This window comes from Magnetospirillum sulfuroxidans, from assembly GCF_018224925.1.
Lineage (GTDB): Bacteria > Pseudomonadota > Alphaproteobacteria > Rhodospirillales > Magnetospirillaceae > Magnetospirillum > Magnetospirillum sulfuroxidans.
In genome coordinates this window covers 55815-76953 of sequence record NZ_JAGTUF010000014.1, presented here as the reverse complement: position 1 = coordinate 76953, position 21139 = coordinate 55815, and the positions used below count along the sequence as shown (strand labels likewise).

At 62.5% G+C, this 21139-nt stretch carries 22 protein-coding genes; 14 read left to right on the top strand and 8 right to left on the bottom strand.

The annotated features are described in order from the left end of the window. Position 1 precedes the first annotated feature (1 nt). From KEC16_RS14180 to KEC16_RS14155, 6 genes are all read right to left on the bottom strand, one after another. Positions 2 to 1792, bottom strand: coding sequence for an ABC transporter ATP-binding protein (locus KEC16_RS14180; RefSeq protein ID WP_211550096.1), 1791 nt, complete (start codon positions 1790 to 1792; stop codon positions 2 to 4). Positions 1793 to 1848: 56 nt separating this feature from the next. Continuing rightward, positions 1849 to 2190, bottom strand: coding sequence for a hypothetical protein (locus KEC16_RS14175; protein ID WP_211550043.1), 342 nt, complete (start codon positions 2188 to 2190; stop codon positions 1849 to 1851). Then, positions 2180 to 2542: a P-II family nitrogen regulator gene (locus KEC16_RS14170; RefSeq protein WP_211550041.1), complete on the bottom strand. Its 363-nt coding sequence runs from the start codon at positions 2540 to 2542 to the stop codon at positions 2180 to 2182. Before KEC16_RS14170 ends, KEC16_RS14175 begins: the two co-directional genes overlap by 11 nt. Next, on the bottom strand, positions 2539 to 4293 hold the full coding sequence (locus tag KEC16_RS14165; protein WP_211550039.1) for a DUF1538 family protein: 1755 nt from the start codon (positions 4291 to 4293) through the stop codon (positions 2539 to 2541). The genes KEC16_RS14170 and KEC16_RS14165 overlap by 4 nt, the downstream gene beginning before the upstream one ends. Before the next feature lie 66 nt (positions 4294 to 4359). Beyond that, entirely contained in the window at positions 4360 to 4908 is a 549-nt protein-coding gene (locus tag KEC16_RS14160) for a DUF924 family protein (protein ID WP_211550037.1), read from the bottom strand. Continuing rightward, entirely contained in the window at positions 4905 to 5066 is a 162-nt protein-coding gene (locus KEC16_RS14155) for a DUF1289 domain-containing protein (protein WP_346344093.1), read from the bottom strand. The genes KEC16_RS14160 and KEC16_RS14155 overlap by 4 nt, the downstream gene beginning before the upstream one ends. A 154-nt stretch (positions 5067 to 5220) precedes the next feature. Between KEC16_RS14155 and KEC16_RS14150 the strand changes: the two genes are divergently transcribed. Further along, positions 5221 to 6435, top strand: coding sequence for a 6-phosphofructokinase (locus KEC16_RS14150; RefSeq protein WP_211550033.1), 1215 nt, complete (start codon positions 5221 to 5223; stop codon positions 6433 to 6435). A 21-nt stretch (positions 6436 to 6456) separates the two neighbouring features. Here KEC16_RS14150 and KEC16_RS14145 read toward each other — a convergent pair whose 3' ends face one another. Continuing rightward, complete coding sequence (locus tag KEC16_RS14145) at positions 6457 to 8895, bottom strand: sensor histidine kinase (protein ID WP_211550031.1); 2439 nt, start codon at positions 8893 to 8895, stop codon at positions 6457 to 6459. 215 nt (positions 8896 to 9110) lie between these two features. On the opposite strand from KEC16_RS14145, the gene KEC16_RS14140 reads away from it, so the two are divergent. Next, positions 9111 to 9689, top strand: a complete 579-nt coding sequence (locus tag KEC16_RS14140) for a YqaA family protein (protein ID WP_211550029.1) — start codon at positions 9111 to 9113, stop codon at positions 9687 to 9689. Positions 9690 to 9761: 72 nt separating this feature from the next. On the opposite strand, the gene KEC16_RS14135 is transcribed toward KEC16_RS14140, so the two are convergent. Further along, a complete protein-coding gene (locus tag KEC16_RS14135; RefSeq protein ID WP_249209196.1) occupies positions 9762 to 10172 on the bottom strand; it encodes a response regulator in 411 nt (136 codons plus the stop codon). A 230-nt stretch (positions 10173 to 10402) separates the two neighbouring features. Between KEC16_RS14135 and nadA the strand changes: the two genes are divergently transcribed. The 12 genes from nadA to KEC16_RS14075 all read left to right on the top strand — a co-directional run bounded on the left by nadA (position 10403) and on the right by KEC16_RS14075 (position 21118). After that, positions 10403 to 11425: a quinolinate synthase NadA gene (gene nadA / locus KEC16_RS14130; protein WP_211550027.1), complete on the top strand. Its 1023-nt coding sequence runs from the start codon at positions 10403 to 10405 to the stop codon at positions 11423 to 11425. Continuing rightward, positions 11415 to 12266, top strand: a complete 852-nt coding sequence (gene nadC, locus KEC16_RS14125) for a carboxylating nicotinate-nucleotide diphosphorylase (protein ID WP_211550025.1) — start codon at positions 11415 to 11417, stop codon at positions 12264 to 12266. The genes nadA and nadC overlap by 11 nt, the downstream gene beginning before the upstream one ends. A 13-nt stretch (positions 12267 to 12279) precedes the next feature. Next, on the top strand, positions 12280 to 13884 hold the full coding sequence (gene nadB / locus KEC16_RS14120) for an L-aspartate oxidase (RefSeq protein WP_211550023.1): 1605 nt from the start codon (positions 12280 to 12282) through the stop codon (positions 13882 to 13884). A gap of 16 nt (positions 13885 to 13900) precedes the next feature. Continuing rightward, positions 13901 to 14296, top strand: a complete 396-nt coding sequence (locus KEC16_RS14115; protein ID WP_211550021.1) for a cyclic nucleotide-binding domain-containing protein — start codon at positions 13901 to 13903, stop codon at positions 14294 to 14296. Beyond that, positions 14293 to 14661: a hypothetical protein gene (locus tag KEC16_RS14110; protein ID WP_211550019.1), complete on the top strand. Its 369-nt coding sequence runs from the start codon at positions 14293 to 14295 to the stop codon at positions 14659 to 14661. The genes KEC16_RS14115 and KEC16_RS14110 overlap by 4 nt, the downstream gene beginning before the upstream one ends. Positions 14662 to 14669: 8 nt before the next feature. Continuing rightward, the gene (locus KEC16_RS14105) at positions 14670 to 15305 is read left to right on the top strand and encodes a hypothetical protein (protein WP_211550017.1); all 636 of its coding nucleotides are present in this window, start codon (positions 14670 to 14672) and stop codon (positions 15303 to 15305) included. 67 nt (positions 15306 to 15372) lie between these two features. Next, positions 15373 to 16239 (top strand): diguanylate cyclase, encoded by an 867-nt coding sequence (locus KEC16_RS14100; RefSeq protein ID WP_211550015.1) that lies wholly within the window; start codon positions 15373 to 15375, stop codon positions 16237 to 16239. 58 nt (positions 16240 to 16297) lie between these two features. After that, positions 16298 to 17548 (top strand): tetratricopeptide repeat protein, encoded by a 1251-nt coding sequence (locus KEC16_RS14095; protein ID WP_211550013.1) that lies wholly within the window; start codon positions 16298 to 16300, stop codon positions 17546 to 17548. A gap of 3 nt (positions 17549 to 17551) precedes the next feature. After that, positions 17552 to 19246 (top strand): hypothetical protein, encoded by a 1695-nt coding sequence (locus tag KEC16_RS14090; protein ID WP_211550011.1) that lies wholly within the window; start codon positions 17552 to 17554, stop codon positions 19244 to 19246. A 104-nt stretch (positions 19247 to 19350) separates the two neighbouring features. Further along, positions 19351 to 19629, top strand: a complete 279-nt coding sequence (locus KEC16_RS14085) for an HU family DNA-binding protein (RefSeq protein WP_024080033.1) — start codon at positions 19351 to 19353, stop codon at positions 19627 to 19629. Between the two features lie 351 nt (positions 19630 to 19980). Then, on the top strand, positions 19981 to 20295 hold the full coding sequence (trxA, locus tag KEC16_RS14080) for a thioredoxin TrxA (RefSeq protein ID WP_211550009.1): 315 nt from the start codon (positions 19981 to 19983) through the stop codon (positions 20293 to 20295). Positions 20296 to 20521: 226 nt separating this feature from the next. Next, positions 20522 to 21118, top strand: a complete 597-nt coding sequence (locus KEC16_RS14075) for a DUF938 domain-containing protein (protein WP_211550006.1) — start codon at positions 20522 to 20524, stop codon at positions 21116 to 21118. The last annotated feature ends 21 nt before the right edge of the window (positions 21119 to 21139 follow it).

The following is a 21139-nucleotide window of genomic DNA, read 5'->3' as shown; positions in this document are numbered from 1 at the left end:
ATTAGCGCTTGTCGCTGACATCGCCAGAGAATTGCAGGGCATACAGGCGGGCATAGACGCCGCCATGGGCCAACAAGGCATTGTGATCCCCCGATTCCACCACCCGCCCGCGATCAAGCACATGGATCAGATCGGCATTGACCACGGTGGACAGGCGATGGGCGATAACGATGGTGGTGCGCCCCTTCATCAGATGCTCCAGCGCCGTCTGCACCTGGCGTTCGGATTCGGTGTCCAACGCGCTGGTCGCTTCATCCAGCAACAAAATGGGGGCGTTCTTCAACATGGCGCGGGCGATGGCCAAGCGCTGACGCTGACCGCCCGACAAATTGAGTCCGCGCTCGCCCACCATGGTGTCATAGCCATCGGGCAGCGACAAAATGAAATCATGGGCGGCGGCGGCACGGGCGGCGGCCTCGATTTCCTCGTCGGTAGCGCCAAAACGGCCATAGGCGATGTTGGCGCGGATGGTGTCGTCGAACAGGACGATTTCCTGGCTGACCAGGGAAATCCGAGCCCGCAGGGAATCCATGCCGACGTCGCGGATATCGGTGCCGTCGATGGCGATATTGCCGTCGGTGACATCGTAAAATCGCGGCAGCAGATTAAGAATGGTGCTTTTGCCCGCCCCCGACGGCCCGACCAGGGCCACCGTCTTGCCGCCGGGAATGTCCATGGACACCCCGTCCAGCGCCGCCTTGATGCCGTCATAGGTGAAGAACACGCCGTCGAAGCGGACATTGCCTTCGCGCAACACCAGATCCTGGGCGCCGGCACGGTCGCGGATCACCGCCTCGGTATCGAGCACCGAGAAACAACGGGACGCGGCGGCCAGGCCTTCTTGCAGGTTGGTGTTCAAATTGGCCAGATTCTTCAACGGCCGATAGGCCAGCATCAACGCGGTGATGAAGGACATGAAGGCGCCCGGCGTGGTCGGGCCTTCGATCACGCGCGAACCGCCATAAACGATGACCACGGTGATGGCGAAACCGCCGAGGAATTCCATGATCGGCGACGACGCCGAACGCACCCGGGCAGCCTTGAAGGTCAGATCGCGCAAGGTGCCGACCAGACCGCCGACCTTGCGATCCTCGTAATCTTCCATGCCATAGGCCTTGACCACGCGGATCCCCTGGATCGCCTGTTCCAGATAGATGGTCAGTTGCGCCTGCTGTTCTTGGGTATTGGCGCTGACCTTGCGCATGCGCTTGCCCAGACGGGCGATCGGCAGCACCGCGATGGGAAAGAAGATGAAGCTGAAAGTGGCCAATTGCCAGTCTTGATAGAACATGGCGGCGATCAGGAACACCGCCTCGGCGGCGTCCTTGCACAGGCCGGTCAAGGCGTTGGAAACGGCGAAGCGCATGGCGGCGACATCGTTGGTCAGCCGCGACAAGATGCGCCCGGTCTGCATGTCATGAAAGAACTGGACGTCAAGCCGCATCAAGTGGCGGAACAGCCGGTTCTGCATGTCGGCGATGACCTGCAAGCCCACTTTCGACAGCAACACCGCCTCGCCATAGCCGGCGAACGACTTGGCGATAAAGGTGCCCAGCACCGCCAAAGCCAGCGGCCACAGCAGCTCAGAGCGCCGATTGACGAAAATGTCGTTGATCACCGGATCCATCAGCAGGGCATAGCCGGCGGTGGCGGCGGCGGAAATACCCATGCACAGGGCGGCCAGGATGACTTTGCCCAGATACGGACGCATCCCCTCCTTGATCAGGCGGCGCATCAGTGATCGGGACGAGTGATCCAGGGAAATCTTGTGTTTGCTCAATTGGTTGCCCATATGCGGCGAAATAGCGCCGGGACCATAGCATGGGTGGGCACACACGCAAACACTTGTCAGTCCAACGCCGCGTCCTCGGTCAAGACAAAGCCGCTGACCCGTTCGGTCGGGGTCACGTACAAGGTGCCGCGGCCGGGCTGATCCAGATGCAGACTGACGTAGCAAAACTCCATGATCTCGCTCAGGCGCTCGCTCTCGACGACAATGAAGAATTCCTCGTTTTCGACGAATTGCACCACGCGGGCACGGGTGCGGCTGTGGTCGGCGACAGCACTGCGCGAGCCGTTGAAAAAGAAATTCCACACCCCCTTCTCCCGCGCCAATCGCGACAAGAACGGCCGGGTGGCGCCGCCGACGACAACGCAGCGGATCAACCAATGGCTCGGCTCAGCGCTCACCGATCAGTTTCTCCAAAATTTCGGGAGGGATATGGGTGGCGGCGCGCTCGACCGGAGTGACATACATGAAGCCCATGCCCGGCGTGTCCAGCTTGCCGGCCAGGAACATGCGCTCGAACACGTAATTCAGCTGGTCGCGCGACACGGCGATGGAAATGACTTCCTTTTCCGCATTCACCGCCACCGCCAGCAACCCCAGTTTTTCCCGCAACCCGGTCCCACGGGCAAAGTGGATGGTGGCGCCTTCGGCCCCGGCCTCGATGGCGGCCTGGACCACGGCATCGGCGCGACCGCGCTGGACGATGCAGGTGATCAGATGAACGTCGGTCAGAACCGGAATGGTCAGGGTCATGATCCCGCCTCCTGCGGGTCGGTCAACAAAATGGGGATGGCGGACAGACGGTGCCGCAAGCGGATGAACAAGCCCAAACCCAGCACCGACAATATCGGACCAAGCGAGGCCAAGGCCAGCAAGCCGAAACCATCGACGGCGCCGACGGCGCCGCCAAAGCCCAACCCCATGGCCAACACCAGCGGCACGGTGACCGGACCGGTGGTGACCCCGGCGCTGTCCCAGCCGACATTGACAAAGGTCTCGGTCGATAACCAGGTCATCACCAGGGCCAAGCCATAGCCGGGCAGCAAGAACCACCACAACGGCAAGGCCAAGACCAGCTTGAGCACCCCCAGCCCCAGGCCGGTGGCGACCCCGGCCGACACCGCCCAGATCAGCATGCGCTTGCCGAAAGCGCCATTGGACAAGGTTTCCACCGTCGCCCCCATGGCGTTAAGCGCCGGCTCGGCGATGGTGGCGCCAAAGCCCAACACCACCGCGAACAAGACGGCGACGGCAACGCCGATGCCGTAATCATACATGGGCGAACCGTTCAGGCCGGGCAAGAAAGCAAAGGCCCCCGGCACCACATTGCCGGTTTGCCCGCCCAGCGCCGCCAACCCATAGCTGAGGCCGATATTGAACAAGGCCATGCCGGCCAAGGCCAAGGCGATGCCGAAGATCAGAACCGGCCGGTCGGCGATGGCGGCACGGGCGAAACGGGCGACCAAAGCCAGAAAAACCACCAAGGGCAAGATGGCGCGCAAGGCCGAGATGATTTCCGCCGCCGGCGTCTTGCTCGTCCATGACGTCTCGGCGGCGGCACGGCCCAAGGCCATGGCCTGATCCGGCGTCACCAAAGCCGCCAGCAGCAAGCCCAGCGCCAGCACGGCCAGCACCGGCAACAGCGACGCCAAGGTAACGATGCCGAAACCAACCAACGAACTTTCGCCCTTGCCGGCCGAACCAGCGACGCCAATGCCCAAGGCCAGGACCAGCGGCACCGTCACCGGCCCGGTGGTGACGCCGCCGCAATCCCAGGCCAACCCGACCAGGGGGGCCAGGGCCGGATCATCGACCATCAACACCGTCAAGCCCAATGCCCCCAGGGTGCACAAGGTGACGGGAATCTTCAGACTCCAGGACCGCAGAAACATCAGCATGCCGATGATGGCGGCCAAGCCGACGCCGATGGCCACCGCCAGCACCAGCCAATGGGCCCAGCCATTGAGCATGGCGTACAAATAAGGCGCGCGCTGGGGCTGGACCAAGGCACCGGCGGCACGCAAGGCGCCGATGGCCGGCTCGGCGAACGTCACCCCCATCCCCAGCATCAACGCCACCACCAGCACCGCCGTCAAACCGTGATGGCGCGGCAGATAATGGCCGATGGTCTCGCCGAACGGCATCAGCCCCAGGCGCAGGCCTTCCATGAACAGCATCAAGCCGACCAAGGTGGCGATCAGGCCGCCGAACACCGACCACGGCTGCTCGATATGCTGGTGCAGCACCAGCAACTGAAAGACCGCCAGATAGACGGCCAGCGGGGCGATGGCGCGAAATTGCTCTCCGACCTTGCCGCCAATATAGGGGCTGAGGATGTTGACCACTTGGGGGGCATTCAAATGGACCCGCCGCCAGCGCGGCGCCCCCGCCTCGGCCCGGCGCTTGGCCGCCAGCCGGGTCAGCTTGCTGAAACTGAGTGACCGCTTGCGGACCCGGGTTTCGCGCCGGTAGTCGCTGTATTTGATCCTTATTTCCTCGGCCACTCTTGCCCCCTTGCCCACCGGCCTTAATGTGCAACGGGATTGGGCCACGAGCAAGCGGCGGTGACGTTAAAACCCGCCGCCTTGGGCCAGATAGATTTCTTCTTCCGGTGTGGTTTCACGTTCCAGCGCTGCGTTTCGATGGGGAAAACGGCCGAAACGTTCGATCACCGCCAGATGCTGGCGAGCGTATTCCAGGCCTTCCGAGTCGTCGCCGGCCTGTTCGAACAGCGACACGCAATATTTCTGATCGGCCAGAACTTCGGAATGTTCGAAGGGCAGATAAAGGAAGCGGCGGCGGATCGGGGCCAGCGCCCGATCATGGCCGCGCAACAAGGCGCCTTCGGCCAAGGCCAGCGCCTTGGAATCGAAGGCGAAGGCCTGATACTTGCCGCGAAAGACATTGCGCGGCACCTGATCGAGCAAAATAATCAAGGCCAGGGCCGTGTCAGCCCGCTCGAGCCAATGATCCAACTGCCCCTGGGCGGCCAGAGCCAGATCGGCGCCGAAGCGTTCGGCCAATTGGCGATCGAAATCCGCATCGGAAGCGAACCAGCGCCGCTCCATGCCCGGAGCGAACCAAAATTCGACAATGGCGGTCGCGCGCGGATCGGTCACTGAGCCGGTCCCTGGCGCTCGGCGACCCGGCTCAGGACTTCGGTCTTCTCGTCATCGGACGACCGTTTCCAGCCACGGATTTCCTCGATGGTGCGGCCGCAGCCGATGCAATAGCCGTCATCGTCGATCTGGCAAACGGAAATACAAGGCGATTCCACGCTCAACGTCGCTTTCCTCCGGTTCAAACCCGCCCGAACGGGCGGCCAAACCCCAACATGGTGCCTGCCCTTTGGGCGGACAAGCCCCTTTCTCCCTGGCACCGCACCGATTTTTGCGCGTATCCTCGGGTCAAACAACCGAGAGGACGTCCCAATGTTGCACGGCAAGGTTCTGGTGGCACAAGGGGGCGGACCGACCGCCGTCATCAATCAATCCATGACCGGGGTGGTGCTGGAAGCCCGCAAGTTCCGCAACGTCGATCTGGTCTATGGCGGCTATCACGGCGTGCGCGGCATCATCAACGAGGACTTCCTCGACCTGACGCAAGAGACCAGCCACAATCTGGAAATGGTCGCCGACACCCCGTCCTCGGCCCTGGGCTCGACCCGGGACAAGCCCGACCTGAAATATTGCCAGGAAGTGTTCAAAGTCCTGCAAGCCCACGGCATCGCCTATTTCTTCTATATCGGCGGCAACGATTCATCCGACACCGTGCGCATCGTCTCGGAAGAAGCGCGCAAGGCCGGCTATCCGCTGCGCTGCATCCATATCCCCAAGACCATCGACAACGATCTGGTCCACAACGACCACACCCCCGGCTTCCCCTCGGCGGCGCGCTTCGTCGCTCAGTCGTTCATGGGCGCCAACCTGGACAACGCTGCCCTGCCCGGCGTCTATCTGGCGGTGGTCATGGGCCGCCATGCCGGCTTTCTCACCGCCGCCTCGGCCTTGGGCAAGAAATTTCCCGATGACGGCCCGCATCTGATCTATCTGCCGGAGCGCACCTTCAAGGTCGACAGCTTCCTGTCCGATGTCAAAGCCACCCAGGAAAAATACGGCCGCTGCGTCATCGCCGTATCCGAGGGCATCCACGACGAATCGGGCAACCCGATCATCACCCAACTGGCCCAGGAAATCGAAAAGGATGCCCACGGCAACATCCAATTATCGGGCACCGGCGCCTTGGCCGACCTGCTGTGTCAGGAAATCAAGGGCAAGCTGGGGATCAAGCGGGTCCGCGGCGACACTTTCGGCTATCTGCAACGCTCGTTCGTCGGCTGTGTCTCCGACGTCGATCAGCGCGAGGCGCGCGAAGTCGGGGAAAAAGCGGTGCAATTCGCCATGTGGGGCCAGCAAGACGGCTCGGTGACCATCCACCGCACCGGCTTTTATTCGGTCGATTACAAGCTGATGCCGCTGGACATGGTCGCCGGCAAGACCAGGGTGATGGAAGACGAATTCATCGCCGCCAACGGTACCGATGTCACCGACGCCTTCCGCCTGTACCTGCGCCCGCTGTTGGGCAAGGGCATGCCCGACGCCTTCCGGCTGCGCGGCAATCGGGTGCCCAAGCTGCTGGGACGCTAACGCCCTTTCGGCGCGGCGGGGCTATTCCCCCGCCCCCGCCGGGAGTCGCACCGTCACCGTCGTGCCGGATTGCGGGGCGGAATCCAGCATCACCGTGCCGCCGTGCAATTCGACGAAACGCCGCACCAGGGCAAGACCCAGACCGGCGCCGTCCTGGCCGTCGTGAATGGTGCGGACAAAGCTGTTGAACACCCGCTCCATGTCTTCGGGGGGGATACCGGGGCCGGTATCGCCGACGATCAGGGCCATTTCGCCTTTCCGCCGTTCGGCCTTGACGACGATGGCGCCGCCATTGGGGGTGTATTTCACCGCATTGCCGATCAGATTGAACATCACCTGACGCAAACGACGTTGGTCGGCGACGATCCAGCCGATATCCAGCGGACAATCGAAATCAAGTTGCAGCTTTTTTTCGCGCACCCGCTCGCGCACCAGCCCCAACACCGAGGACAGCATGGGGTGGATGTCCACCGTATCCAGTTCCAAGGTCAAGTGCCCAGCCTCGATGGCGGCAAGGTCAAGGATATCGGCCACCAGGGATTTCAGGGCATTGCCGGCCTCGACGATGCCTTTCATGTAATCGTGCTGGCGTTTGGTCAACTTGCCGAAATAATCGGAATCCAGCATTTCGGCGAAGCCGATAATCGTGGTCAAGGGCTTGGCCACCTCGGCCGAGACATTGGCGATGAATTCGCTTTTCAAGGTGTCGGCGGCGGCCAGGGCCTCGTTGCGCTCGATCAAGGCGCGCTCGACCCGGGCGGTGTCGGTGACATCCAAGAAGGCCAACAGGCTGGCGCCGTCGGGCAACGGCACCGAGGCGCAATCCAAGATCACCCCGTCTTGGCGCTCCAGCCGCCATTCGCCGCCGTGGCGGGCGCCGACTTGGGCCAGCAGGCGTTCGCGGGCGCTCCCCCAAATCGAGGCGCGGTCGGGCCGGCCTTCGAAATAAGGCCGCAACCGTTCGACCAGTTCATTCAGATGCGGCTCTCCCGCCAGTTCGGCATCGGTCAGTCCCCACATGCGGGCAAAGGCCGGATTGGACAGTTTCAGCCGACGATCATCGCCGAACACCGCCAAGCCTTCGTGCAGGTGATCCAGCGTCGCCCGCTGCACCGCCATGGCGGTGTTGAACGAACGCTCCATCGCCAAGGTGTCGGTGAAATCCTCGTAGGTGAAGATCAGCCCGCCATAGGGATGCGGCGACACCACCCGGCGCAAGGTGCGGCCGTCGGGCAGATGCATCAGCGTCTCGATGGGATCTATCAACGAGATGAACCGGCGCAGCTCCTGTTCTTTCGACGCCCGATAATCCGCGGTTTCGGGCAGCAGACGGCGGTCGCGCAGGGCGTCAAGCACGGCGCCGTAAGTGGGCTGCGCTTCCAGCCATTCGCGGTCCAGTCGCCACAACCGGGTGAAGGCGGTGTTGAAGAAGGCCAGTCTGGTGTCGGTGGTAAAGATGGCGATGGCGGTCGATAGCCGTTCCAGCACTTCCACCTGGGCACTGACATGGTGGCTGAGCTGTTCTTGCAATTCCTCGATACGGGTATGATCCTCGATGAAACCGGCGGTCAGCAAGGTGTCGCCCACGGCGATGGGCGTCTCGGTGACATGGGCTAGCCGCCGTTCGCCGGCCAGCACCAGATGAAAGCTGGCCGAACGCGGTTCCCCGGCGGCGCGGGCGCGGGCGGCCAGGGCGCGGGCTTCGCGCACATGATCATCGGAAGCCAGTTCCACCTGGGCCTGCACCGCCGCTTCGGGGCTGGCCGTTTCCACCGCCGCCGCATAAGCGCGATTGACCATCAGCACCGACAAATCCTCGTCACGCAGCCATACCGGCATCGGCAAGGAATCGATCAGGGCTTTCAGATGGGTGGTGTCGACGGCCAAGGCTTGCAGCGAACGCGCCAGATCGTCAACCGCGCCGGCGCTGTCGCTGACATCGCGAAACCAGACCAGATCGGCCAGGGTCTCGCCGGCGGGCGACGCGGCGCGCACGCCCATGGCGCGGATACGGCGGCCGCCATCGGCCATGGCCAGATCCAGCTCGAAAACCTCGCCTTCGTCGCGCAAGCGGTTCATCATCGCGGTCAGCCGCCCCGCATCCTCGGGGATGAAAACCGCCAGCACGTCGTCCAGCGACGAATCCAGCCCGCGCGGCAGTCCCAGCAGGATCGCCAGCCGGCGCGAACAGCCGAATTCATCAAGCCAACATAAATAGCCGTCGGAGCTGGAGCCCAGACATTCCCGCAGCGCCTCGACCCGCGCCTCGGCCAAAGCCGCCAACTGGCTGACCCGGTTCAGCCGCAGCCGGGCCCAGACAATGACCGGCAACAACACCGAGGCCAGAACACCGGCCCCCAGCGCCATGACCACCGGATCGGCCCAGGCCGTCATGGCTTCGACCCCGGTGCCGTCCTGAGCCCAGGCGGCCGGCGCGGCCGAAAGGGCGGCAAACGTCATCCAAGCCCGTACCCTGCGCATGTCACCCCCTCATGGTCCGGTCCAGACAGACGGTTCATGGGCATGAACCGTCTGTCTGGACCGGACCATGGAATCAACGAATTGTGCACTGACCCATCCGCCCCGAGAGTGCCGCCGAAATGCCGACAACACAAGCGCTTGGGCAATGCAGACAGGCATGCTACACCCCTTTGCATCGAACCGGAGCCTTTGGAATGCTGCAAAAAACCTATGATTGGATGATGGAAAAGGCTGCGCACCGCCATGCCATCTGGTGGTTGGCGCTGATTTCGTTCGTCGAAAGCTCGTTCTTTCCCATTCCGCCCGATCTGATGCTCATTCCCTTGGTCCTGGCCAGCCCAAGCCGTTGGTGGCGCATCGCCCTGGTGTGCACGCTGTCATCGGTGGCCGGCGGCTATCTGGGCTATGCCATCGGCTATTTCTTCATGGACACCGTCGGCGTGGCCATTTTGAACCTGTTCCATCTGGCCGAGAAATTCGAGGCGTTCCGCCCCCTGGTGGATCAGTACGGCGCCTGGGTCATCATCGTCAAAGGGGCGACGCCCATCCCCTATAAGCTGATCACCATCGCCGCCGGCGCCTTCCACTTTGATCTGGCGCAATTCACCATCGCCAGCATCGTTGCCCGCGCCATGCGCTTTTTCATCGTCGCCGCCTTGCTGTGGAAATTCGGCCCCCCCATCCGCGACTTCGTCGAAAAGCGCCTGACCTTGGTGATGACCGCTACCGTGGCGCTGATCGTCGTCGGCGTTTTAGCGGTCAAGCTTCTTTAGGGCGCGATGCCTTGAATGTGGCTCAGGGGCTCGGTTTTTGCTCGCCGCGTCAGCTTCGGTCGGCACAGCCGGTCAGCAGGCCCCGCCGATGCAGCGGACCACCGCATCTTGCAATTGCCGGGAATTGACCGGCTTGCGCAACAGCGGGAAACCGGTGGAAGCCGCGTCGCGCAGCGTTTCGATGGAGGTTTCCCCGGTCACCAGCAAACCGGGAATGTCATGGCCAAAGGCCTGACGCAGCAAGCTGATCGCCTGGGTTCCGGTGTTGCCTTCGGCCAACCGATAATCGGCAACGATGAAATCCGGCGCCCGCCGCAGCACCATCAACTGGGTCAAGGCGGAACTGGCGCAATCGGCGCCGACGAAGCGATACCCCCAAGCTTCAAACATCAGTTCGTAAGCCATCAACACCATGGGCTCGTCTTCAATCACAACGATCAAGGGCGGATTGTCAAAGCCTTCTCTCGCCACGGCAGCAGCCATGTTCCAATCCTATGAAAACCCAATGAACACGGCCCTATAATGGCTAAATTTCAATGTTTCTCACAGCCTCCTATCGGTATGGCTGCCGCCCATCTTTAGTCGGCATACGTTCTACCTATTTTGTAAGACGTTGCCTGACGGGTTGCCTTTGGCGACAAAATTAGCTCTTACTTCAATATTCAGGAATTCGGGAGTCCGCCACTCCCCCCGACCCGAGGCCGATACCCCCCATGACCGATACCGTGCTACCGCTTTCCCCCGGCGCCCTGACCGAGGCCGACCTGGATCCCACCCTGGATCTGGTGGAAGCGATCAACCGCCTGCGCCGCGAAAAGAACGCCGTCATCCTGGCCCATTATTATCAAGAGGGTGAAATTCAGGATCTGGCCGACTTTGTTGGCGATTCGCTGGACCTGTCGCGCAAAGCGGCGGCGACCACTGCCGATATGATCGTCTTTTGCGGCGTCCGCTTCATGGGCGAAGTGGCGAAAATCCTGTCGCCGTCCAAAATCGTGGTCATCCCCGACGCCGAAGCCGGTTGCTCGTTGGAGGAATCCTGCCGCCCCGAGCCTTTCGCCGCCTTCCGCGCCAAGCACCCCGATCATGTCGCGGTGACCTATATCAACTGTTCCGCCGACATCAAGGCGCTGTCCGACGTCATCGTCACCTCGTCCAATGCCGAGGTGATCGTCAATTCCCTGCCCCTGGACAAGCCGATCCTGTTTGCCCCCGACCGTCACCTTGGCGCCTTTATCGCCAAGAAAACCGGGCGCGAGATGACATTGTGGCCGGGCAGCTGCATCATCCACGAGCAATTCTCGGAAAAGGAACTGGTCAAGCTCAAGACCCGCCATCCCCAGGCCCTGGTCGCCGCCCACCCGGAATGCCCGGAAACGGTGCTGCGCCATGCCGATTACATCGGCTCGACCAAGGGCATCTTGGAATACGTGGTCAAGACCGATAACCAGGAATTCATCATCGCCACCGAGCCGCACATCATCCACCAGATGACCAAGGCGGCGCCGGGCAAGACCTTCATTCCCGCCCCATTCGCCGAAGGGGAATGCGCGTCATGCGCCGATTGCCCGTTCATGGCCAAGAACACCCTGGAAAAGATCTATCTGGCCATGGCCAATGCCGGCCCGGCCATCGAGGTCCCCGAGGATCTGCGCATCAAGGCGCTGAAACCCTTGGAGCGCATGCTGGAATTGTCGGCCTCCGTTCCCATGGGAGGCAGCAGCAATGCCCAATAAGATCGACATGATCGACGCCCGCCGGGTCATCTTGGCGGCGTTGAGCGAAGATGTCGGCGGCAATGATCTGGAAGCCGGCGACATCACCTCGACCTCGGTCATTCCCGCCGATTTGCGCTTTAAGGGCGTCATGCAGGCGCGACACGCCATGATCATTTCGGGCCTGCCGGTGGCGGCCGAGGCCTTTCGCATGGTGGCGCCCGAAACCCGCTTCGCCGCCAAGGTCAGCGACGGGCAAAAGGTCCCCCCCGGCACCATCCTGGCCGAAATCGAAGGCCCGGCGCGCGGCTTGTTGACGGCTGAACGCACGGCGCTCAATCTGTTGCAGTTGATGAGCGGCATCGCCACCGTCACCGCCGAATATGCCGACCGGATCGCCGGCACCGGCTGTACGTTGCTGGACACCAGGAAGACCATTCCCGGCCTGCGCAAATTGTCCAAATACGCCACCTTGTGCGGCGGGGCGAAAAACCATCGCATCGGCCTTTATGACGGCGTGCTGATCAAGGACAACCACATCGCCGTCTGCGGCGGTGTCGGCCAGGCGGTGCGGGCGGCCAAGAATGCCGGCCACCCCAATATCGAAGCCGAATGCGACACCTTGGCCCAGGTGACCGAAGCGGTGGAAGCCGGCGCCGATATCGTGCTGCTGGACAACATGACCCCCGACACCCTGCGTCAGGCGGTGGCGGTGGTGGCCGGCCGCTGCAAGACCGAGGCTTCGGGCGGCGTCACGCTTGAAACCATCCGCGCCATTGCCGAAACCGGCGTCGATTTCGTCTCGGTCGGCCGCATCACCCAATCCGCCCCGGCCGTTGATATCGGCCTGGACTGGAGCTGAGAGGACTTTTCCCATGTCCTATGATCTTTTGATCATCGGTTCCGGCGCCGCCGGTCTGTCGCTGGCCTTGCGCGTGCTTGAGGCCAAGCCCCAAGCCCGCATCGCCATCTTGGCCAAGGGGCCGCTGTCCGAAGGCAGCACCATGTACGCCCAAGGCGGCATCGCCGCCGTATTGGACGCCACCGACACCACCGACGCCCATCTGGCCGATACGCTGACCGCTGGCGGCGGTCTGTGCAACGCCGACACCGTGCGCTTCGTCGTCGATAACGCCAAGCCGGCCATTCAATGGCTGATCGACCAAGGCGTGCTGTTCGACCGTGAAGGCGGCGATTACCACCTGACCCGCGAGGGGGGCCATTCGCACCGCCGGGTTATCCATTCCGCCGACGCCACCGGAAAAGCGGTCCAGACCGCCCTGATGGAACGCATCATCGAATCGGGGGCCGAGGTGTTCGAACACCACATCGCCGTCGATCTGATCCGCGAGCGCCTGGGCGGCGGCCGCCTGGGCCGCTGTGTCGGCGCCTATGGGCTGGACCGCTCCAGCGGTCACGTCCGCACCTTCCCGGCCCGGTCGGTGGTTCTGGCCACCGGCGGCGCCAGCCGCGTCTATCTGTATTCGTCCAATCCCGACGGCTCGACCGGCGACGGCATCGCCATGGCTTGGCGCGCCGGCTGCCGTGTCGCCAACATGGAATTCTCGCAATTCCATCCCACCTGCCTTTATCACCCCAAAGCCAAGACCTTCCTGGTTACCGAGGCGGTGCGCGGCGAGGGCGGCCATCTGTTGCGTCCCGATGGCAGCCGATTCATGGACGATTACGACCCGCGCGGCGAGCTGGCCCCGCGTGACGTGGTCGCCCGCGCCATCGATGACGTGATGAAGCGGTTGGGTTGCTCCAACGTCTATCTGGACATCAGCCACAAGCCGGCCGATTTCATCACCAGCCATTTCCCCACCGTCCACGCCGAATGCCTGAAATTCGGCATCGACATGACCAAGGAACCGATCCCGGTGGTGCCCGCCGCCCATTACACCTGTGGCGGCGTCTTGACCGATCTGTCCGGCCGCACCGACGTCCCCAATCTCTATGCCATCGGCGAAGTCTCGTGCACGGGTCTGCACGGAGCCAACCGCATGGCGTCCAACTCGCTGCTGGAATGTCTGGTGTTCGGCGCCGCCGCCGCCGGCGACATCGCCGGCAAGCTGGCCGCGATCGCGCCGCCGCCGGTCTTGGCCGCCTGGGACGAAAGCTGGGTCACCGATTCGGATGAAGAAGTGGTGGTCGCCCATAACTGGGACGAATTGCGCCGCTTCATGTGGGATTATGTCGGCATCGTGCGGTCAACCAAGCGACTGGAACGGGCCAAGCACCGCATCAAATTGCTGTTGTCGGAAATCGCCGAATATTACGGCACCTTCCGCGTCACCAACAATCTGCTGGAACTGCGCAATCTGGCCATGGTTGCCGATCTGATCGTGCGTTCGGCCCTGGCGCGCCGGGAAAGCCGTGGTCTGCACTACACCATCGACTACCCCAAACGCGATTCCATCGCTCCGGTGCAAAACACCATCCTAATTCCCAAGAACTTCACTGCCCAACGGCAAAGCTGATCAGAGGCGTCAAGGGATGAGCGATCTCTCCAATTCCCGGCGCAAGGTGTTCGCCTCCGGCTCGCTCATCTTCGAGGAAGGGGCGGCGGGTTCGGAAGCCTATGTGGTCGAATATGGCCGCGTCGCCGTCTATAAGACGGTGCAAGGACGCCATATTTCCATCGGCACCATCCTGCAAGGCGGCATCTTCGGCGAAATGGCGTTGATCGACGACCAGCCGCGCATGGCCTCGGCCCTGGCCGAAGAGGAAACCGCCTGCGTCGTCATCGGCAAGGAGCGGCTGACCGAACAACTGGAAAAAGCCCCCAAGGGGGTCCGGGTCATCGTCGGCGCCCTGTTGGGCAATATCCGCCTGATGGGGGCCGAGTTGGCCGAAGCCCGCATTGTCTTGTCCGAGACCGAACCGTCATGAAACGCCGGCTTTTCCTCGGGGCCGTCCTGGCCTTGCCCGCCCTGCCCGCCTTAGCCTCGGGCGGCGCCAAGGGCAATGAGGTTTTCGTGAAACTCCCCACCGTCAACGTCGAATATTGGGATGAAGCCGGTATTTTCCATATGGTCGTGGTCGATGCCAGCGTCGTCTTCCACGAACAAGGGACCAAGATAGACAAAACCATCGGCATTCTCATCAGCCATGCCCTGTCGGCCATGACCTGGGAAGAATTTTCGCGCGGCAACCCCGCCGCAACCGTCAAGGCCATCGCTCTTGATCTGGTGCGCAAGCAGCCGGGGGCGGAAAAAGCGGTGGAAGTCTTGTTGGGACGTCTAATCATCCGCTGAGGCCCCTCATGAAGCATTTGATCGTGCTGATGACGATGCTGTTGCTGCAAACGCCTGCCTTGGCCCAGGAAAGCGCGGCGCTGGCCACCGACCCCACCGACTGGCATCTTCAGGTCGCCGCCATCATCGCCGCCAATGACGCCCCCGTTGGCGATCCGTTGACCGCCCCTCTGATCGCCTGCGCCGGCACCGCCTGTTCCCATCACAGCGTCATCGCCCTGTTCAACGACGAAGCCGACGAAATCCGCCGCCAATTTAACGGCGATGCCGATGCGGCGACGGAACGCCAGGAAATTGGCCGCGCCATTGCCCTGATGGAAAGCTTTGTCGGCGCCCGCAACGGCAGTTGGGCCGATTCCCCCGGCAACCGGCATCTGGATTGGGACGATCCGACGCAATTGGATTGCGTCTCGGAGGCCGTCAACACCCGCTCGTATCTCGGTCGGATGCTGCTTGCCGGTCTGCTGACACAGCATCGCCTGGGGCAATTGGTGACCCGCTACACCGTCTTCTTGCAACATGTGGCGGTGACTGTCATCGACGACGCCGACAGCGAATTCGTGGTCGATTCCTGGGTTGGCGCCAATGGCGAGGAACCCGAAATTCAACCCTATGGCGACTGGCGGTTGGAGTGGGGCGTCTAAAGACACTTGCTGCGCACACACCCAAAGAGCATGCTATCCCCCCCGAACGATCAGATAGGGATACGCCATGAAGCCGGAAGAGGTCTTTGCCTCGCTAACCGCTTTTCAGCAGGCTTTGGCCGGTCATTTCGACTGGCTGCATCGCTGGTATCAGGCCGTGTTGAACCGCGAGGAAGGGGCAAGGATTCCCGATCCGGCGTCCATCGCCTGCCCGTTCGACCACTGGCACCGCAATGCCGGCGATACCCCGTTCGCCCAGTTTTCCGGTTTTGCCCAATTGGCTGTCGAACATGACGAAGTACACGACAAGGCGGCCCAATTGTCCGGCCGCGCCCAGGCCGGATTGACCGTCACCACCTCGGATTACGAAACGCTGATGATGTCGGTGCTGGAATTCGGCGCCACCGCGCAAAGCGTCGAGCGCGAAGTGTGGAAGGTCCTGGCCACCGTCGATCCGCTGACCGGGCTGGCCAACCGTCAATCCATGCGTAGTCACCTGATGGGGGAACGTGACCGGTCCTTGCGGCAAAAACTGCCTTTGGCCTTGGCCTTGGCCGACATCGATCACTTCAAGAAGATCAATGACGGTTTCGGCCATGCCCAAGGCGACAAGGTGTTGCGGGCGGTGGCGACGGTGCTCAAGGCCACCGTGCGCCCTTACGACGTGGTCTATCGCTATGGCGGCGAGGAATTCCTGCTGTGCCTGCCCGGCACCAATGCCGAGAACGGCGCCTTGGTGCTGGAACGCATTCGCGCCGCCATCGAGGCGCTGGCCCTGAGCGATGAACGCGGAACCCCGATCCCGGTCACCGCCACCTTCGGCATTGCCGAAATCAACGCCGATCTGTCGGTCGATGACGCCATCGAACAGGCCGACCGTGCCCTTTATGACGGCAAACTGAACGGCCGCAACCGGGTGGTGATCGCACCCTGATCCCTCGACTTGTCGCCCCCGTTGCGGCATCTTGATGAGCACAGGGAAGGAAGGGCGGATGGCACGCGAACCAGAAATCATCGCCGCCTATCGTAAGGCGGCGGAAGCCGGGGAAGTGACGGCGCAATTCAGCCTGGGCGAAGCCTATCGCCAGGGGTTGAAGGTGACCCGCGATCCGGCCGAGGCCGTTCTTTGGCTGCACCGCGCCGCCGCCCAGGGGCACCCACAAGCCGGCCGCTCGCTGCAACAGATGCAGGCCCAGGGCTTCGATATCACTCCTCCCGCCGACACCCCGTCGCGGCACCAGCAAAGCCTGGACGAATTGCTCGACAGCCTGAAGCCGGCCACCGCCCCCGAAGGCGATGGCGGCATGGATGCCCCCTTGCCGGCACCCGAACCCGATGCCGACCCCTTGGACCTGGAAGGCGGCTTCGTCGATATCGATTCCTTGAAACAAGCCAACACCCCCGCCGCCTGGGTCAGCCTGGGCAATGCCTACCGCTTGGGTCACGGAACCGAGGTCGACGAGGTCGAGGCCGTTTCCTGGTACGGCAAGGCGGCCAAGGCCAACGACCCGCACGGCCAGTATTCGCTGGCCTTGATGTATGATCAGGGATTGGGCGTGCGCGCCAACGACAGCGAGGCCTTGCGCTGGTATCTTGCCGCCGCCAAGGCCGGCGATGCCGAAGCCCAATACAATCTGGCCAACATGATCCGCGCCGGCCGCGGCTGCCCGGCCGATGCCAAGGTGGCCGAGCAATGGTACAAGAAGGCCGCCGCCCAAGGCGATGCCGCCGCCTTGTTCAGCCTGGGGACCTTGTACGAATCCGGCCACGGCATCGAGATCGACAGCGCCAAGGCCCAGGATTTTTACCGCCAGGCCGCCGCCAAGGGCGTCGCCGAAGCGCAGTTCAATCTGGGCAACATGCTGCGCGGCAGCGATGGCGAGGCCGCGCTTGATTTTTATACCCAAGCGTCGGAACAGGGACTGATTCAGGCCCAAATCAATTTGGGGCTGATGCTGCAAGACAGCGATCCCACCTCGGCCGCCTATTGGCTGCGCCGCGCCGCCTTGGCCGGCAACGATATCGCCATGCTCAATCTGGCTGGAATGCATCTGAGCGGGCACGGCGTCCATAAGGATGAGATCGAGGCCCATCTGTGGCTGGAAGTGGTCGCCGGCCAAACGCGCGAGGCCAAGATCGCCGCCGCCGCACAACAGGCCGCCGCCGCCTTGGCCCGCATCATCGGCGCCGACGGCGTGGCGCAATCGCGCCAGCGCCGCGCCCGCCGCGGCTTGGGGGGCTGATCCATGGCCAGCCCCAACGTCTCGTTTGAAATCCAGGTCATGGCCGACAAGCATTGGGTTGTCGCCCAATTCGCCGATGACGAGGATAAGGCCAAGGCCTTCGCCGACAACCTGCTGCAAAAGGGCAACCACAGCGCGGTCCGGGTGGTGCGCGACTTCCGCCGTCTGGACGGCCTGCACACCGAAACGGTTATACAAGAAAAGACGACGACATTACGGGCTTCCGTCGCCGACGTGTCGCTGTCACCGGTCAGTGACGCCCCTTTGTGCACCCAATTGGCCGATTTCTTCGCCCCCGAAGCCCGGCTGACCATGGGACGGCTGGTGCGCAAATATCTCGACGACGTGACGGTCACCCCCACCGAGATGTTGCATTCGGCCGCTGAAATGAAGCGCTTCGCCGACAAGGGCAGTCTGCTGTTCGCCGCCATTGACCGGATAGCGACATTGCAGGCGGCGGCCGCTGGCGGGGACGCCAAGGCCCGTCGCGACTTCTTGTCGAAAAGCTGGGACGAATTGGTGGCGCGGGGGCGCAAATTCGCCGCCCGCAAGCTCAAGGTGCCCAAGACCTTGGCCGACATCCTGGCCGAGGTGGAAAAGGGCGGCGAGGAACACCCCTATCTGTGCCTGTCGATGATCAGCCTCAGGCTTTTGGAATCGCGGTCGTGGTTGGGGAAATTGGAGATCTTGATCGGCTGGGCCGGCGAAGCCGCCACCACCCCGATCCTGCCGATGATCGACGGCATCATTGCCGACATCGTCGTTTCGGCCCAACTGATTCAAGATCTGCTGGGCTTCCAGTCCAATCTGGGGGCGGCGCTGATCCAATTGTGCAATCTGGCCGAGGGCAAGGCCGAACCGGCCAAATTCTCACCGGAAATCTTTGGCGGCCTCAATGCCCTGTTCGCCACCGGCACACTTGAACAGGCCAAGACGGTCCTGCTGTCGCGGGTAATCCGCGAATTGGGGGGGGCCAATCCGCTATCGCGCAACGAACCCAAGCAGGAATTCGAAACCTTCTGCAAGGTCATGCACCGGGTGGTCAGCCACAAGGGCGTGCTGGGCGGCGGCGCCATGGCCGAGGCCATCTTGCACCGCATCACCCGCATCCATGCCCATCTGGGCACGGTGACGGCCTCGCAGGCCATCGATTTGGCCCTGTCGGCCTTCAGCGATCATACGCTGGGGGTTCAATACCTGCTGGCCCTGGCCGATGGGCCGCTGGGGCGCGGCATGGGGGCCGGCCTGACCGATCTGCTGATCGCCAAAGTGCGCGAGGCCGACCACATCAACAAATGGGTGCCGATCCGCAAGCCGCCGCCAGAACGGATGACCGCATTGGCCGCCGCCAATCGCAACCTGCTGGCCGCCGAGGCTCTGGAAACCGAAACCCGTGGTGGTCTGGGCCGCCATGTCGACGAGGTCCTGGCCCGTTATCTGCTGGACGAGGAAGTGATCGAAAAGATCGACAAGCCCGACGATCCATTGGCGCTGCGCGCCATCCGCCTGATCAAGTTCTGCGGTTCCGGCGTTTTGATCGAAGGCAAGTCGCTGGACCTGGCGCGGTCGCGCGTAATCGAACATTTGCGCCAACCGCAATTCGAGGAAAAGTTCCTGGCCAGTGTCCCTGAAACGGGTAAGGCTGAGCAACACCTGCGAGAATTCCACAAACTTTTGCTGCAAACCGGCTTCCGCTGAGGGTTTCAAGCATTTCTCCCATTGACGGGAAAGTGGGGCTCTGGCATTGGGGTGGGGATACGGATGGGTCCGCACTTTAAAATCTTACAGGGGAACGATTACCCATGAATAAGGCTGATCTGGTTTCGCGCGTCGCCGAGCTTTCTGGCCTGACCAAGGCTGATTCGGAAAAGGCCGTCGATGGCGTGTTCGAAGCGATCACCGCGGCCCTGAAGGGCGGCGATGAGGTGCGTCTGGTTGGTTTCGGCAGCTTCTCGGTCGCGAGCCGCGCCGCTTCGGAAGGCCGCAACCCCCGCACTGGCGAAAAGATTCAAATCCCCGCCTCGAAGCAGCCGAAATTCTCGGCTGGCAAGGGTCTGAAGGAAGCCGTCAACGGCAAGTAAGATCGGGACTTTCCCAATCTTCACCCCCCGCCCCCATGGGTCGGGGGGTTTTTCTTTGTCCGCCACCATTGAGCTTTTTCCCCGCCCCCCCATCTTGTGCACTGATCCGTGCAGACGGCCCCCCCGAACCATCTGCACGGATCAGTGCATAATTCGTTGATTTCGGGGGCCGATTCTCCAGACAGGCGGCTCATGCAAATGAACCTTTTCTCTGGATCGGACCACGAGGGGCGGATGGGATTTTCAGGGCTCCGCTTGACGCCCCGCAAACAGATTCCTAGAGTGATGCCCAAGACCTGTCGGCGCCTCCACTGGCTCCGATACGACAAACAGAGCGCAAGGAAGACGGCTATGATGAATGTGACTGACCAGACCTTCGAGGCCGATGTTCTTAAGGCCTCTGGCCCGGTCCTGGTGGATTTCTGGGCCGAATGGTGCGGCCCGTGCCGCCAGATCGCCCCGACCCTGGAAGAATTGGCCAAGGACCTGGAAGGGAAGCTGACCGTCGCCAAGATCAATATCGACGAGAATCCGGGCACTCCGGGCAAGTACGGCGTGCGCGGCATCCCCACCTTGATGATTTTCAAGGATGGCCAGGTCGCCGCCACCAAGATCGGCGCTCTGCCGAAAAGCAAACTGGTGGAATGGGTCCAGTCCAGCCTGTAAGGCCTGGTTTGGTCATCACCTGTATTCAAGGCCCCGTCCACTGGATGGGGCCTTTTGTTTTCCGCCGACAAAAAAAGGGCGAGCCAAGGCCCGCCCCTAAGTCTTGAGGAGGAGATACGCTTTACGATCGTTCTCCCGCCGCCGTCTCGGGACGGCGGCTGGCGGCACTATAACCACAATCGCCTACCCTTTGGAATAGCCTTATGATGAAGTGGATATTTTCCCAATGAAGCGACATTACCCGGCAACCGGCCGAAACCGTGGGCCGATCTTGGATGCCTTGCGGCCATGGCTCCCACCCGAAGGGGTGGTTTTGGAAATCGCATCGGGTAGTGGCGAACATGCCTGCTGGTTTACGTCGCAGGTCCCGGGATTGCGCTGGCAACCCAGCGATGGCGACCCTGATTGCCTTGGCTCCATCGCCGCATGGCGCCATGACGAGGGACTGACCGATCGGATCGCCCCGCCCCTGCTGCTGGATGTCGCCCAGTTGCCCTGGCCCGTCGAAAGCGCCGACATGGTCTTTTGCGCCAACATGATCCACATCAGCCCGTGGGAATCCTGCGTCGGGCTGATGGAAGGCGCCGGCCGCATCTTGCCGGCTGGCGGCATCTTGGCCGTCTATGGACCGTTCAAGCGCGGCGGCCAGAGCGCTCCCTCGAACACCGCCTTCGATGCCGATCTGCGTTCCCGTGATCCGCGTTGGGGGGTGCGCGATCTGGAGGCGGTCGATGCCCTGGCCCAGGCGGCCGGACTTGAACTGCAAGACACCATCGCCATGCCCGCCAACAATCTGAGCGTCGTCTGGCGCAAACGCCCTTGACATTAGAAACAGATACAGTTA

Excerpts from the sequence above, each read along its gene's own strand:
- KEC16_RS14090 (WP_211550011.1), top strand. The coding sequence starts at position 17,552 with ATGGCCAGCCCCAACGTCTCGTTTGAAATCCAGGTCATGGCCGACAAG.
- KEC16_RS14145 (WP_211550031.1), bottom strand. The coding sequence starts at position 8,895 with ATGACGTTTGCCGCCCTTTCGGCCGCGCCGGCCGCCTGGGCTCAGGAC.
- KEC16_RS14075 (WP_211550006.1), top strand. The coding sequence starts at position 20,522 with ATGAAGCGACATTACCCGGCAACCGGCCGAAACCGTGGGCCGATCTTG.
- KEC16_RS14085 (WP_024080033.1), top strand. The coding sequence starts at position 19,351 with ATGAATAAGGCTGATCTGGTTTCGCGCGTCGCCGAGCTTTCTGGCCTG.
- KEC16_RS14095 (WP_211550013.1), top strand. The coding sequence starts at position 16,298 with ATGGCACGCGAACCAGAAATCATCGCCGCCTATCGTAAGGCGGCGGAA.
- KEC16_RS14100 (WP_211550015.1), top strand. The coding sequence starts at position 15,373 with ATGAAGCCGGAAGAGGTCTTTGCCTCGCTAACCGCTTTTCAGCAGGCT.
- KEC16_RS14170 (WP_211550041.1), bottom strand. The coding sequence starts at position 2,542 with ATGACCCTGACCATTCCGGTTCTGACCGACGTTCATCTGATCACCTGC.
- KEC16_RS14135 (WP_249209196.1), bottom strand. The coding sequence starts at position 10,172 with ATGGCTGCTGCCGTGGCGAGAGAAGGCTTTGACAATCCGCCCTTGATC.
- KEC16_RS14180 (WP_211550096.1), bottom strand. The coding sequence starts at position 1,792 with ATGGGCAACCAATTGAGCAAACACAAGATTTCCCTGGATCACTCGTCC.
- nadB (WP_211550023.1), top strand. The coding sequence starts at position 12,280 with ATGTCCTATGATCTTTTGATCATCGGTTCCGGCGCCGCCGGTCTGTCG.
- nadA (WP_211550027.1), top strand. The coding sequence starts at position 10,403 with ATGACCGATACCGTGCTACCGCTTTCCCCCGGCGCCCTGACCGAGGCC.
- KEC16_RS14115 (WP_211550021.1), top strand. The coding sequence starts at position 13,901 with ATGAGCGATCTCTCCAATTCCCGGCGCAAGGTGTTCGCCTCCGGCTCG.
- KEC16_RS14150 (WP_211550033.1), top strand. The coding sequence starts at position 5,221 with ATGTTGCACGGCAAGGTTCTGGTGGCACAAGGGGGCGGACCGACCGCC.
- KEC16_RS14140 (WP_211550029.1), top strand. The coding sequence starts at position 9,111 with ATGCTGCAAAAAACCTATGATTGGATGATGGAAAAGGCTGCGCACCGC.
- nadC (WP_211550025.1), top strand. The coding sequence starts at position 11,415 with ATGCCCAATAAGATCGACATGATCGACGCCCGCCGGGTCATCTTGGCG.
- trxA (WP_211550009.1), top strand. The coding sequence starts at position 19,981 with ATGATGAATGTGACTGACCAGACCTTCGAGGCCGATGTTCTTAAGGCC.
- KEC16_RS14110 (WP_211550019.1), top strand. The coding sequence starts at position 14,293 with ATGAAACGCCGGCTTTTCCTCGGGGCCGTCCTGGCCTTGCCCGCCCTG.
- KEC16_RS14105 (WP_211550017.1), top strand. The coding sequence starts at position 14,670 with ATGAAGCATTTGATCGTGCTGATGACGATGCTGTTGCTGCAAACGCCT.